We start from the raw sequence: 14,288 nt of genomic DNA on the forward strand, positions 1-14,288 counted from the left end.
AGGCCTTTTGTGTGTATGAAATTCAACTTGTAACAAAAGTCCGGGCTTTTTATAATGGTTCAATGACATCAAAATACTATTACGGTCAATTCACTGAAGAACATCTTAAGTTACTGAAAACAGGAATATCCCTTTATAATGAAGAGAAGTTCTGGGAGTGCCATGAAGAGGTGGAAGACCTATGGCTTGCAGACTATGGTGACGATGCGCGCTACGTTTATTGGGTTGTTATTCAAGTTGCCACCTCACTGTACCACTACCTTGATGATAACTTGAATGGTGCAGAGGGAATGATTCGAAAGGCAAAGAGAAAGTTAGAAATCTGTGAGAAGAAGAATGTTGAGACCGAGCTATTATATAAGTATTTAAGCTGGGAAAAATTCAAAAAAATTATTAGAAAAATTCCAGAAAAAAGTAAGATTGAAGACTATAATGAATTATATAGTTTCAAATTTAAAAATCCAAACCATTGGGACAAGTTATGAAAAGGGCCGTTAAAGCTATTAGTAAATCATTTGAGATTTTAAAGAGAGATAAAGTCGTTTTTCTCTTATCTTGTATACCTGTGTGTGTTGGAGTCATTGCTTACTATTATCTAGGTTCGTACTTCTACCAAGACCTTCTTGAGTGGGGTAATGAACTTGTAAAAAAACAGATTAGTAGTAGTGAGATGTTAAAGTATATCTCATGGCTATTTACAGCAGTGTTATCAGTAATACTTTACTTCTTAGTTAGCTGGACTTTTGTGCTCTTTGTTTCAATTGTTGCTTCCCCATTTAATGACATTATCTCGGGTAGAGTAGAAAAGGCCTTACTAGGACAAGTTCCTCAGGACTTTAATTCGGAGAAGTTTTTTAAGCGTGTTCTAAGTGTATTAAAGAATGAATCGAAGAAAATATTATTAATTATTTTCTTATCCATTCTCTCTTTCTTCATAGGGCTATTCTTCCCACCTATTTCCTTTGCTATCTCGGCTCTCTTACTCGCTGTATCTTTCTTGGATTACGCGTGGTCTAGAAAGGAGCTAACATTTGGAGACTGTGTTACAAATATTAGAAAGTCTTTCTTAACGTATTTAGTAACGGGATGTGCTTTTATGGCCTTATTTTCAATCCCAGTGATCAATCTCTTTGTTCTTCCATTTGCAGTTATTTATTACTCGGTACTCTTTTATTCTAAAGAGAATGGGAAGATCATTTGAAAACGAAATTTCTAGTACAATGTCCAAGGAATAGAGATGATATTATGTGTCTCTTTCCCTTCTTTCTAAAACTCAATGAGTTCTACCCTGAAGCAGAAATTAATGTTGTAGTAGATAAGGGCCTAGAAGAGGTTCTCGAGTTACTTCCCTTTAAAATAAGAATTTACCCACTGCCGGAGAGCTTAAATACAATTGCAGGTATTCATAAATTTGCAGTTAATGTTAAAGATGTTTTCAATATAGACTTCTTCTTCGATTTCTCATTTGATCTTAAGGGCGCATTAACAGGATTTTGCTTTAGAGCAAAGACGAGAGTGGGAGAGGAGTTAGGAGCAAAGAAATTTCTTTTTAATAAGAAAATGGGTGTTGCTCCAAATAGAACTCCTCTAGATCTTATTGCTATAAATTATTTAAATTCAATTTTAGATGTAGAAATAGATGATTTCTTTTACAGGCTTCCAGAAATTGAAGATGGTGAAGAAGAGCAAGAGAGCAATGTTCATCAGCTCTTTGAAGATACTAGGCCACATTTCTTCCTATTGAAAAATAGCACTAAGAATTTTGAGCTTTGGAAAGAGTTTCTACTACTAATGGATAGAGGAATTGTTGTTATTTGGGATATGAAGAATTTAGCTCAGTGGCAGGAGTTTAAAGGACATCCAGAGTTAAAGGTTGAATTAATTATTCAAGGTGAAGTTGAAGGGCTATCTTTTCTTCCGGACCTTATAAAGAAGTCTGAATACATTGTGACAGACGATAAATACTTAGCACACGCATGTATTTTCTATGAAAAACGAGCATTCCTCTTTTGTAACGATGACTATACTCAGATAAATTCTAATTATTTTTCAAATATTGAAGACTTAATTATTACTGAGCAAGATGATGTTGTTGAAATATATAAAAATGGAAAGAGAAAAGAGATAAGAGTCATGGATGAAGTTCAGGACCTCATCCATGACGTTATGAAATTATGATTTGAAGTTTTCTAGGTTCTCAGTAATTGAGCTTTTCTTTTCAAGCAATTCAGCATGTTCTTCTTTTACTTTTGCGATAACTTCTTCTTTTGCATTAGAGATAAATTTTTCATTGGATAACTTCTTATCAAGTTTATCTAGCTCTTTTTGAGTTTTCGCTAAGTCTTTTTCAAGCTTTTGAATCTGTTCCGTAAGATCAATTGAGCCATCTAGTGGAATGAAAACCTCTGTATGAGTAGTGGCCTTCATCACAGACTTGGCCGGCTTTTGAGAGCTCTTATCTTGAACCTTAAGCTCTTTAACTCTTGCAAGGTCAGAAAATCCATTAACATTTGCTTCAAAGAAATCTCTTAATTCTTTGTGATCACTAAAGAGAGATGCACTTATTTCTTCTTTTGGTTTTAAGTTTAGAGATGATCTCAAGTTTCTAAGAGAAGTGATAACCTCAATAAACTTATTCATTAAGTCTTGGTCACTTTCAAAGTTTAATTCATCACTGTACTCTGGATACTCTTGAATGATTAAGAGGTCCTCTTCACTATCTTTTAAATAGCTCCATAGCTCTTCAGTAATAAAAGGAGTAATTGGGTGTAGAAGAGTTACAATTTGTCTAAATGTATACTTTAGGACAGTTGATCTTCTCTGGGCCGCTTCCTGGTCTTCACCGTGAAGAATATTTTTAGAAAGCTCTATAAACCATGAGCAGAACTTATCGTAAACAAATGCATAAATTGCAGCACAAGAATCATCAAATCTATATTCTTCCATCGAGTCATTCATGACCTTCGTCACTTCATTTAACTCTGAAATTATCCATTTTTCTTGCTGATCTAGATTCTTAGGGAGCGTGATATCTCCTTTCTCTAAGAATGGTGAAATAAATCTAAAGGCATTCCAAATCTTATTAATAAAATTTCTGTATCCTGCAATTCTCTCAGGGTCTAGATTTAAACCTCTGTTATAACCAGAACCAGCAGCAAGAGTAAATCTAAAAGCATCGGCTCCGTACTCTTCAACAGTCTCTAGAGGATCAAGCCCATTGCCTAATGACTTACTCATCTTTCTTCCAAGCTTATCCCTAACGAGGGCGTGTATATAGATATCGCTAAATGGTTTTTCTCCCGTAACTTTAAGAGACATCATCATCATTCTAGCTACCCAGAAAAAGATAATATCAAAGCCTGTAACTAAGCATGTTGTAGGGAAGAACTTATCGTAACCTCTCTCTTTCATTCTCTCTGGGTTTGGCCAGCCTAATGTAGACATTGGCCATAATCCTGATGAGAACCAAGTATCTAATACGTCAGGGTCTTGAGTGACATTTTCGCTACTACACTTTGAACATTTCGTTTCATCAACTTCACTTGCCCATTGGTGTGAACAGTCAGAACAATTAAACACAGGAATCTGGTGACCCCACCACAATTGTCTAGATAGACACCAATTCTTAGGCTCTCTCAACCAAGAGAAGTATGTATTCTCCCATTGTTTTGGAAAGAAATTAGTTTCTCCATTCTCAACACACTCAAGGGCTTGCTTGGACATGTCTTGAACATTTAGAAACCACTGCTTTGAAACCATAGGCTCAATGACTGATTTAGATCTATCACCGTGACCAACTTGGTGCGTATGTTCTTTTTCTTTAACATAGGCACCGATCTCTTTTAATTTCTCGACTACCTTCTTTCTTGCTACTTTTGTAGTAAGCCCTGCGAATTCACCTGTAATCTCTGCAAGGGTACCATCTTTATTGAGAATATTTATAATCTCTAAGTTATGTCTCTTTCCAATATCAAAGTCATTGAAGTCATGGCCTGGAGTTACTTTTAAGCAACCTGTTCCCATTTCAATATCAACGTGCTCGTCACCAACGATAGGGACTTCTCTATTGCAAATTGGAACGATGGCCTTTTTTCCAATTAGGTGTGAGAATCTTTCATCATTTGGGTTAACTGCAACTGCAGTATCCCCAAGAAGAGTCTCCGGTCTAGTTGTTGCAATCTCTAACTTAATGTCACTATCTTTTACACTATAAAGAATATGATAGAAGGCACCACTAACTTCTTTGTGCTCTACCTCGGCATCTGAAATTGCAGATTGTAAAACAGTGTCCCAGTTAATGATGTAATCTGATTGATAGATTAGACCCTCATTGTATAGCATGACGAAAACTTTTCTCACGGCTTCGTTTGCTTCAGGGTCCATCGTAAACATTGAGTAGTCCCAATCGGGAGAAGCACCCATTGTTTTTTGTTGTTGAGCTATAATCCCACCGTACTCTTCTTTCCATTTCCAAATTTTTTCAAGAAACTCTTCTCTAGAAAAATCGTGTCTTGTCTTTCCCTCTTCTGCCTGAACTTGTTTTTCAACAACCGACTGAGTGGCAATACCTGCGTGGTCCATTCCTGGAAGCCATAGGGCTTCAAAGCCTTTCATTCTCTTCCATCTAATTAATGTATCTTGATTTGTTACGTCTAGTGCGTGTCCTGCGTGAAGTCTACCAGTCACATTTGGAGGGGGCATAATAATACAGTAGCTCTCACCGGTTTTTCCAGGTCTTGGTCTAAAGTATTTCCCATCTTCCCACATTTTATACCACTTATTCTCAACCTCATTTGGTGAATAAGTCGTAGATATATTATTCATTTCTCCACTAGTCATAATGTAACTTCCTGATTGGTAAATTCACTTTAAAAATGCTGAAACTATAACATAAGAGCTGCCTTAGAGAAATCTTACAGGGCTTAAAAACTGATAAATTTAAAATTGATTGTGCTGTGCGAGAGGCCCCGCGTCCAGAGATTGATTACTATATAAGAATTCTTTAATTAAGGGGAGAGTGTGAGCAATCAATTAAGAGTTTTGATAGTGTGTTTCTTTATGTCTTCAGTAGGTGCTTATGAGTGGTCTAGGACATCGTTGAGTTATTTAAATGGTTCCAGTTTTCAGTTAGGAGACAATAATAGAGTTGAGTACTCCTTTGAACATGCTGGAGGATGGAAGTATGGGGACAACTTCTTTTGGTTTGATGTCACAGATCCTCAGTCTTCAAATGACTCAAGTAAAACGGCGATTTATGGCGAATGGGCCCCTAGGCTTAGTTTTGGAAAAATCTTTGGTTTCTATAACGATGAGGGATTTTTTAAAGATGTCTTGCTCAGTACTACATTTGAGCATGGTAAGAGTGGAGTTGCTTCAAGAGCAAGATTAATTGGTCTTGGAACAGATCTCAATATTCCTCTCTTTAAGTTCTTTCAAGTAAATTTCTATGTGAGAGATAATTTAGATGCTGAGGGAGTGAGTTTTCAATCAACAATAGCCTATAATCTGCCTTTAGACATCTCAGATAGATTGTCTCTTTATTACAGTGCTTATATTGATATTGTAATTGGAGATGAAGGGAATCGATCAGATAATTCATATAAAGAATCTCACTGGCACACGGCTCAGCAATTGGCCTACGATGTAGGTAAAATGTATGGCTATGCAGATATTGCTTATCTTGGTGTTGAATACCAATACTGGAATAGAAAATATGGAATAGAAGGTGGTCCAGTAGAGAATAATCTAAAGCTATTAATTAAGTGGATCTTTTAAATATCTAGTAACCAATCATTGACTGGCTCTGGAAGGCTCTCAGGCTTTTTGTAGTTTGGATCTGGCTCTGGAAAAAGGTCACCCTTTTTAATTTTAAGCGACTGCATATCATCTTTTGGTATCCAGTCGTTAGATGGGTTAGGTAAGTCTGAAATATTGGTGCTACTTCCTTTACTTGGAAAAATTTCAATATTCCCTATAACATCATCAATCTTTTGTAACGTTGACTCTCTATTGGTTAGCTCTCTACTATATTTAAAGAGGGAGAGTTGATTCAACTCCTTCATTGGAGGCATTTTATCAAAGCTAGAAGTTTGATAGATTGTCTTGGAAAGAAAAGCTAGTCTCCTAATAATTCTAAAGTGCAATGGTCTAAGGGCCAAGTTAATTTCTTCGCTCGTCGATAAGTTGAAGAGACTAATCCAAGGACTAAGTAGAGTTATCTTCTTGTCGAGTTTTAATAATTCGATATTCTTTAGCTTCTTACTCTGCGCTTTCTGCGTAAGGTAAGTCTGGTAGTATTTATATTTTATAATTGATTGAAGATCTTTTATGACTGCTCTAAGGATCCAGCTTGCAAACGGATTTAGCTCGTCTTTTGCAGTATTCGCTTTTTTCATTAATTCATTAATGATGGGTTGGTTAACTCGAATAGACTTAATATTTTCAGAGTTGTGATAAGAGAGGACCGCCTTATAGATCTCCATTTTCGTGAGCAGGAAGAGATCATTTTTCGGAATTTTAGTAAAGAAAGCATCGCTCATTACAATATTAGAGAGAAGGTCATCTTTATCTTCTTTGCTAAGAGGGTAGTGATTTATCGATTCAATAAGTATCTTGTACTCAGTGGGCATGTCTTTAACACTTAAATTGATTTTTCCCTTATAGGCATCTCTGAAATCAACTGCATTGATATTGAAAATAAATATAAGTGCGATTAAAGATTTCATCATCACTGCTTATCCTGCTTCATGCTCTGATTAAGTATTGAGTCGTTATTATTATTTTCTTTTGTCGCATTTAATAAATAGAATTTTCCGTGCTGAGGAATTATGAGCTTTCCATCCATATTGATAAGGGAGCTAACTGCCCTGAAGCTACTTAAAACTTTAACTTCTTTCGATGTCGTATTGAGTGAAGCTGCTTCAAAGTGAGCTACTTCTCGTCCATCTTTAATCGATTTAATAAAATAAACTAATTCACTAGAGGCATTACAAATAATTGAACCTCTATCATTATCCTTAGAATCATAGAGGATTTTTCCTTTAGATACTTGAAAATTACTTCTAGAGTACTGAGTGATGGAAGAGTACTGGGAATCCTTTCTTATTCCAAAAGTTCCGAGGTAAATAGAATCTCCAGCTGAGCAAAGTTCATATCGATTAAGTTCATTTTCTGCTTTTAGAATGAGATTTGATTTTCCACTCGCTCTATTGAACTCAATGAGACCTGCTACAGCAGAGTTGTTTAAATTAGAAAAGAGTATTCTCTTCTCATCTAACATAACCCTTTGTGGAATAAAGTAAGGATTTTTCGAGTTTTGTAGGTTTATTTCAAACTTTGTAGCAATAGAGTTTAGGTTTATAAATGTAAGAGTTGATTTGTATGGGTTAAAGAATGAGGCCCAGCTATCATTTAAATGTAGTCTAGAGTCGACACCTTCTCCGATAAGCTTTACTTTCTTTCCTCCGTATGGAGCTACGTAAATCTTATTTAATTTTCTAACACTCATATATGTATGAAAGCTCTCATTTTGCTCAATAAGTTGTTTCTTTTGAGCTTCTGAAGATCGAATAGAGTATTGAGTACCTTCTTTTCCTTTTAAGACTTCCTCTACATTGTAATTGGTTGAAAGAAGTAAACTCCCAGATCGTCTTTGATAGTATGAAAACTTTCCATCCTCGGAGATGAAGCGAAGATTGTTTGTCGCTTGCTTTGTTGCTATCTCTGGTAGAGTGATCTCTGCTCGAGTTGATAGGCATAAAGTGAGGAGAATAAAAATAAACCTACCTAATTCCATACAACGTCCAAGTTTCAAGAGGGTGAAGTTCTTTATAATTTGCTACAGCGTTAAATACCATATTCCAGGAAATATTCTTGGGAGTGTGAAGATCTGAAATCGCTCCTCTAAATACAAGGCTTACTTGATCACTTTTTTCTATAACACCATCTATAATGAAAGGAAGAGGTCTGCACTCATTGAGAGAATGCCTCATAAAAGATTGTGGATAGAGATCTTCAGCGCAACCTATCCCATGTACAATTCCATCTTTTGTGTTGGAGAAGAAGAACTTAATTGCCGTAAGATTTCTTAGAACTTTCGACTCTTTTTTTAGGGTGTCATTAATCAAATTTGAAGTTGCATACTTTTCATTTGAAAAAGACGTTGGGAAGTAGTCATAGAGAACTTGACCCTCATACTTAAGGTAATCAATTATTTTTGTCTCATAGTAAATCTCTTTAGGACAGTGAATAGATGTACAATTGCTAGGATTGTAAACAATGTGACATCCTGTTTTATAACCGAGGCGATTAGGGTTATATATTCTAGAGTTTACAAGCTTACAGCTTACCTCAAAAGGAGTTCTCTCTACTTTCTTAAGAATTTTAGCGATGACAAAATCCTCTGAGAGTTCAGAGTTCTCAGATGCCCCAGGAACATAAGGATGACATTCCTTTAGATCTGTCGCTAAGTTTTTAAAACAAATTTTAAGCGGCCATCCCTTAGCATTGTTTGCATTTATATTTAAGTTGGCAAAAGTTAGATTTGATTCTGTTGCGCAAGTAAACTCACTAGAAGCATATTCATCTTTCTTAAAGTGACTAATTATACGATGAGCATTTACAATACCTTCATTGTCTACAGACCCTGGGCAATCATGATACTTGGTGACTAGTTGGGCATTATTTAATGAGTTTGAAATTTCATTACAGCTCTCTAGGGGAAAGAGAGATGGATGTCCCTTGCTACCATTTGTTAGACAATATGGTGATTCATTTTTAAATTTTAAGGCACATTTTTTTAGATCATTCTTTGTGACTTGATCCTTTCCAAGAGCATTTCGGCATTTATACTTAAGAAGATAATCTGGCTTTTCACCGGTCGCGATTTGAGACCAAATATCTTTTGCTAAGTATTTATCACAAAAGTTTTTCTTGTTATCAATATTTTCACAGAGGTTCTTTAAATAAGTTCTCTGAAAGTACGGCACTAAAGGCACTAGTCTTTGAGCTGTACTTACTCTCGCCTGAAGAACAGATCTTCGTCTTCTTTGAACTGAGCTAAGAGCTGGAAGGATATTTTGTGCTTTCTCTCCACGGCTAATTGTTTCGTGGATACCACAAAGAAATGGTGTATTTGGATTCTTTTGCCAATCGTTTAGAATTTGCTGGCATTGCTGATCTGTTGTTGGAGTCGGAAAAGAAATATTTTTCATTGTTTGAGCGAGGGATTGATTTTCAAATAATTTTCCAAGCTCTTTATTGTTAATACATTTCTTTTTAAAGTAGAGTTCAAGAAAATTACTTCGAGTTAATAAGGCTCTTTCTCTATTATTATTTTCATCTCTATAATTTACGATAACTCTATTAACGAGCCCTCTTGATGTTTTTATGAGGTTATTCTGAAAAAGTGAGATCAGTTGACACTCATCTTTTTGATCTTTTAAAAAATTTAAATATTTATTCTCACTATTGAGTAGGAGAGACTTAACAAAGAAAGGATCTAGCTTTAGCTCTTTTACTTGGTTCTCATCTGTAATGAGTAGGCTCTTTTCTTCAGCTTCTTTAATGAGCGCCGAATATTGATTCTTCTCAATCTCAATAATTTCAAGTAAGGACTCAATTATCCCTGGAGTTGTTTCAATTTTTGGCTTTAGATTTTCTTGTGAATAACTTGGAAATATATATGCCTGGAGCAGTAGCCCCAGGCACAAAGTAATTTTAGAGAATTGTTTTTGCCAATACTGAGGCAACGTCTTCGATTTCAACTTCATCGGTATTAGTTTTCTCATTCTTTGATGAGTGGAAATTAATCATACAGTAAGAACAAGCTGTTGCTAATTTAGGAGCTTTTGTTTCACCAATTTGCTCAAGCCTCTTTTCTGCAAGGTGAACTCCCTCTGGAAGTTCATACCACATATTTCCACCGCCCATTCCACAGCACATGGCCTTATCTTTGTTCATCTCCATTTCTTTAATACTAGCTCCTGAGGCCTTTAAGATTTCTCTTGGAGCGTTGTATTCACCATGGTGACGACCGAGATAGCAAGGGTCGTGGAATGTAAGCTCTTCATTGAGCTTTTTCTCTGGTTTTAGTTTACCACTTCTGATCAATTCTGCCAGTAATTCAGTGTGGTGAACGGTTTCAAATTGTCCATCTTCGAACTTTCCATACTCTTTACCGATAGTGTGGAGACAGTGAGGACAGTGAGTAACTACTTTTCCAAAGTCGTATTGGTTCATATTTGCGATATTTTCAATGGCAATTTCATAGAATGTGTACTCATCACCAAATCTTCTGATCGGATCACCATTACACTTTTCTGTTTTCCCCATAACGGCAAAGCTAACACCTGCTTTAGTGAGAAGCTTAACAGTATCTTGAACAACTTTTTGGTTATTGGCATCATAAGAGCCTGCACAACCAACATAGTAAAGGTAATCAACCTTTTTACCTGCTTCAATTACTGGAACATCCATTCCATCGGCCCACTTGAAACGATCATCTTGAGTGATCCCCCAAGGGTTCCCGTTTACTCTAACCTTATTTACAGCATCAGCAGCGGCTGGAGGGATATCTCCTAGAGTAAGAGTTTTATATCTCTTCGCTTCCATAATGATATTAACGTGTTCAATATTTGCCGGACACTCTTCCATACAAGCACCACAAGTTGTACAAGCATCAAGTTCATTAGAGGCATAAAGAGGATTTTCCCAAATATCAGCGTCTTTTTCACCTTTAGCTTCAACTTCAAAAACGAAGTCTCTAGCTTTTGTGATGATAGTCTTTGGATTTAGATTCTTTCCTGCATTTAGAGCAGGGCAAACATTAGTACATCTACCACACTCTACACATGTAAGGAGGTCAATTCTATTCTTAGAAGTTAGCTCTGATAGTTTTCCAAGACCAAATGTTTCAGCATTTTCGTCTTCAAAATCCATAGGTTGTAATACGGCCCCTCTTCTTTGAGGTGTAATGAGTGCTTGAAAAGGAAGCATAAAAATATGTGCAAATTTTGAATGACCAATACTTGCTACAAAGGCCATTGTGTTGGCCATGTGAAAGAACCAAAGGACTCTATAGATTGTAGCCAAAGTTCCATCACCCATATTGAATGTTTGAAAGAGACTCGCTAGACACCATCCGATTGGGGCCCAAGTTCTTTCTCCCTCTGGCATACCTGTACCAAGAATTCTAATACCTTCAATAAGATATCCAATGACTACTAAAGAAGTAAGCATTCCATACATGAAGAGTTCTTGCTTTGGTTTTGTTGCCTGTAGGTAGTCTGGCTTGTTGATATATCTTCTCTTAAATGCCATGGCGATCCCTGCAAGAACCATAAGTCCTGCGAAGTCGGCAGCAAATGAGACAACAATATAAAGTGGTCCCTTGAAGATTTTAAAAGGAGTATCGTAGTGAATGGCAACAAGGTCTGTTGCAATCCATAGGATGAAGAATCCCCAGAAGATAAGACCATGAAAGATTTTAACATCTTTAGATCTAGGTACTTTCCCTGTTAATAGAGCTGTTTTAAAAAATGCTCCCCAGTTTAGTTTTTCTGGAAGTAATTTCTTTAGTCCCTTAATACCTTCGCCAGCAGTGATAAACATGATCTTTCCATGAAATCCATAGGCCATGTAGGCGAGACTTGCAAAAAATAAAACATACATCGCCACTTTGAATGACGGCGGTATGTTCCACATAATTTCGCGCGTTGCCATAGTTGCATCCATAACTCTTCTCCTAGAGTGATTAAGCTAATCAATTTTCTTTTCAGTTTCCTTAATAGAATAGTTGATTTAGGGTAATAATTGAATGAGAAATTTTAGGCACATAGCCTATTTACGTCGATATCTCTCTGCTTAGGAAAGAAATTTTGATTAAATTCATCTTAGAGTCCCATTACTTAAGTATTAATTTAATACTACCTGTCTTTTTCGCCCTGCTTCGAATGAGAAGAGAGCTGAAAATGACGACTAAGTTATTTGAGTATTTGAGCTTAATGCTCTTCTTTTTGACGCCATCTCTACCTTTAGCTTTAAACCTAAAAGTTAATCTCTCAGTCACGGCGCTTGGAGGCTATATTGCTTGTTTAGTCTATCCAATGATTGAATCTCAATTGAACGAAAATACTCTGAGACAGAAGAGAAGGGCACTAAAAAAATTGCCTTTACTCTTTATGGTTATATTTTTCACTATGTCTAATCATGTGGAGATGATTTACATATTTCCATTCGCTGCTTTAATTATTTTATTTTTGAAGCGCAATTTAGCGGGAGTCTTTTTTTCCTGGCCGCTGTTGCTTTCGGGGTTTTTGGAAAGTTCAGCTATAATAAATATTATAACAATTATTTCATTTGCTCTCGCAATATACTTATTTGAGGAAAAGAATGTTCAAGAACATTAATATACTTTCATTAATTTTTTTACTCGCTTCTTGTTCTAAAGTTGAAACCATAGGACTTAAAACACATAGTTTTAATTCAAAACCAAAGAGAATTATTTGGATTCAAGCAGCTGGCGTCACTGAGGAGCACTTCGCACTTTCTAAATTTACAAGAAGTGTCGTGGAAGAGAAGACTTCATTTGAAAAGTCTCTTTGCATGGGAAAGATTTGGAACTTTAATTTATATCAATTAAGACCGGACTCTAAGTCTGGTTTCTTGGCCCAGTCATTTGGTACAAAGAATATCACTGGTCAATGTAGTGATTATGAAAATAAACCAATGTGGTCATACTTTAAAAGCATTGGATTTAAAGTGAGTGCTCTTGAGAATGGAGTTAATGATAAGCAATCATTATTAAATGCTTGGAAGTGCAATTCGACAAGAAATGAAATACCTAAGTCTATGAGCTTGTGGAAGATGACAGATACTTCAAATCAGTCTGCTAAGAGGTTCCACTTTCAAGAGGAGATGAACTTTACTGATGGTGAAGTTCTATATGATAGAAGTTGTAGGGCCGGAATTTGTTATGCGAGTCTTTACAATAATGCTGTTGAGATTTCTAAAAACTTACAAAAGAATTCAGTGCGAAGCCTTCTTATTATTAGAGACTTTAGTATCGAAAATGCGATAGTTAGAAAAGATGTTGAGGGCTTAAGAGATAGAGTTAATAGTTTAGAAAAGCTTTATAACTACTTCCTCGCTGAAGCGAATAATTCAAACGATACTCTTGTTGTACTAACAGGTTCTGGTGGTAGAAATATTGAATTGCCAAGAAGAGGAAAGCAATGGGAGAGGTTTGATCAGAAAGGAAGCTATGTTCTTTATAAGAGAAACTCTCTAATGTCTCCGGTTCTTGCAGATGGAGCGGGTGCAGAGAATTTTTGTGGACTTTATGAAGAGAGTGATATTTTTAAGCGTTTTCTTTGGTCTCCAGAGGAAAAGAAAGTTCCTCTGGATTTGATTAACCTTTAAGAGTTTAAATTACTAATCTCATCTTTTGTAATGAGGTAATATGTTTTGCAGTAATCACATTTTGCCTCTAATTCATTCTTATTTTCAAAGATTTCATTGAGACCTGATGAGTTGCAGAGAGAGGCAATTGATTGAACCATTCTCTCTCTCGAGCAGTTACACTTAAACTCAACTAACTTACTTCCTAAATATGTAAAACCAAGTGCTTCAAAGTGAGATTGGATATCCTCTTGCTTAGTAGTCGACTTGGAAAACAGATCTTGAATATGCTTTTGGTTCTTAAGCCAATACTCTTTCGGAGACAGTTGTGTAACAACTGCTTCTTCTTTATCAATATTCGCTTTTGGTAACTGCTGTACCATGACACTTTGATCAGACTCCTCACTAATATGAATGTCTGCTTTTAATTGGTAAGAGTCTTGAAGTATCTTATTAACAACTTGATGAAAATCAATGTCATTTAGCTCAATTACAGAAGTATATGGAGTAGGGTTGTTTGGAAAAACTTTAGAGAGTCTACATGTTCCAGTAATTTTCTTTGGAAAAGTATTGAACTCTTCAGGCATAAGAAGTGTTCTCATTCTTCCTGCAAAATTCATCTCTATTTTCAATTTAAAATATGGGTCAATTGAATCAATAAAGAGTCCCATTCCTTCACCTGCTTTCAATAAAGAGATCAGATTTTGTGCAGTGAGAATGGAGTCTCTAAAATAAGCGAATCCCTTGGCCTTAACATCGTGAATAATTGCAAGGTCATGAATGAGTTTCTGACCATCAAGGAAATGAACTGTGAAGTTATTTTCTCTATCTAAAAAACTGTAGAGGCGGCTTTCATCTAACATTATGCTTTTAACCTTTTTTTGATATGA

The 14,288-nt window shown here is 35.9% G+C and carries 12 protein-coding genes; 6 read left to right on the top strand and 6 right to left on the bottom strand.

Annotated elements, in window-relative coordinates; all coding sequences use genetic code 11:
• The first annotated feature begins 62 nt into the window (after positions 1-62).
• Genes BMS_RS16565 through BMS_RS01240 form a run of 3 tightly spaced genes read left to right on the top strand, consistent with a single transcriptional unit; the run spans position 63 to position 2,178 of the window.
• Positions 63-485: a DUF309 domain-containing protein gene (locus BMS_RS16565; protein ID WP_014242966.1), complete on the top strand. Its 423-nt coding sequence runs from the start codon at positions 63-65 to the stop codon at positions 483-485.
• The gene (locus BMS_RS01235; protein WP_044557153.1) at positions 482-1,201 is read left to right on the top strand and encodes an EI24 domain-containing protein; all 720 of its coding nucleotides are present in this window, start codon (positions 482-484) and stop codon (positions 1,199-1,201) included. Before BMS_RS16565 ends, BMS_RS01235 begins: the two co-directional genes overlap by 4 nt.
• Positions 1,198-2,178, top strand: coding sequence for a glycosyltransferase family 9 protein (locus tag BMS_RS01240; RefSeq protein ID WP_014242968.1), 981 nt, complete (start codon positions 1,198-1,200; stop codon positions 2,176-2,178). The genes BMS_RS01235 and BMS_RS01240 overlap by 4 nt, the downstream gene beginning before the upstream one ends.
• Here BMS_RS01240 and BMS_RS01245 read toward each other — a convergent pair.
• Positions 2,173-4,839, bottom strand: coding sequence for a valine--tRNA ligase (locus BMS_RS01245; protein WP_014242969.1), 2,667 nt, complete (start codon positions 4,837-4,839; stop codon positions 2,173-2,175). The genes BMS_RS01240 and BMS_RS01245 overlap by 6 nt on opposite strands.
• Positions 4,840-5,019: 180 nt before the next feature.
• Between BMS_RS01245 and BMS_RS01250 the strand changes: the two genes are divergently transcribed.
• Entirely contained in the window at positions 5,020-5,775 is a 756-nt protein-coding gene (locus BMS_RS01250) for a hypothetical protein (RefSeq protein ID WP_014242970.1), read from the top strand.
• Here BMS_RS01250 and BMS_RS01255 read toward each other — a convergent pair.
• From BMS_RS01255 to BMS_RS01270, 4 genes are read right to left on the bottom strand one after another with little or no spacing between them, the layout of a single operon-like run.
• Positions 5,772-6,728 (bottom strand): hypothetical protein, encoded by a 957-nt coding sequence (locus tag BMS_RS01255; protein WP_044557155.1) that lies wholly within the window; start codon positions 6,726-6,728, stop codon positions 5,772-5,774. The genes BMS_RS01250 and BMS_RS01255 overlap by 4 nt on opposite strands.
• Positions 6,728-7,795, bottom strand: coding sequence for a hypothetical protein (locus BMS_RS01260; RefSeq protein ID WP_014242972.1), 1,068 nt, complete (start codon positions 7,793-7,795; stop codon positions 6,728-6,730). Before BMS_RS01260 ends, BMS_RS01255 begins: the two co-directional genes overlap by 1 nt.
• Positions 7,782-9,770, bottom strand: coding sequence for a hypothetical protein (locus BMS_RS01265; protein ID WP_157868208.1), 1,989 nt, complete (start codon positions 9,768-9,770; stop codon positions 7,782-7,784). The genes BMS_RS01260 and BMS_RS01265 overlap by 14 nt, the downstream gene beginning before the upstream one ends.
• A complete protein-coding gene (locus BMS_RS01270) occupies positions 9,718-11,733 on the bottom strand; it encodes a heterodisulfide reductase-related iron-sulfur binding cluster (RefSeq protein ID WP_014242974.1) in 2,016 nt (671 codons plus the stop codon). Before BMS_RS01270 ends, BMS_RS01265 begins: the two co-directional genes overlap by 53 nt.
• A 236-nt stretch (positions 11,734-11,969) precedes the next feature.
• Between BMS_RS01270 and BMS_RS01275 the strand changes: the two genes are divergently transcribed.
• Positions 11,970-12,407: a hypothetical protein gene (locus tag BMS_RS01275; RefSeq protein WP_044557157.1), complete on the top strand. Its 438-nt coding sequence runs from the start codon at positions 11,970-11,972 to the stop codon at positions 12,405-12,407.
• Entirely contained in the window at positions 12,391-13,419 is a 1,029-nt protein-coding gene (locus tag BMS_RS01280; RefSeq protein ID WP_014242976.1) for a hypothetical protein, read from the top strand. The genes BMS_RS01275 and BMS_RS01280 overlap by 17 nt, the downstream gene beginning before the upstream one ends.
• On the opposite strand, the gene BMS_RS01285 is transcribed toward BMS_RS01280, so the two are convergent.
• The gene (locus BMS_RS01285) at positions 13,416-14,261 is read right to left on the bottom strand and encodes an Hsp33 family molecular chaperone HslO (RefSeq protein ID WP_014242977.1); all 846 of its coding nucleotides are present in this window, start codon (positions 14,259-14,261) and stop codon (positions 13,416-13,418) included. The genes BMS_RS01280 and BMS_RS01285 overlap by 4 nt on opposite strands.
• Positions 14,262-14,288 lie beyond the last annotated feature (27 nt).

Origin of the sequence: Halobacteriovorax marinus SJ, from assembly GCF_000210915.2 — a bacterium.
Taxonomy (GTDB): Bacteria; Bdellovibrionota; Bacteriovoracia; order Bacteriovoracales; family Bacteriovoracaceae; genus Halobacteriovorax; species Halobacteriovorax marinus.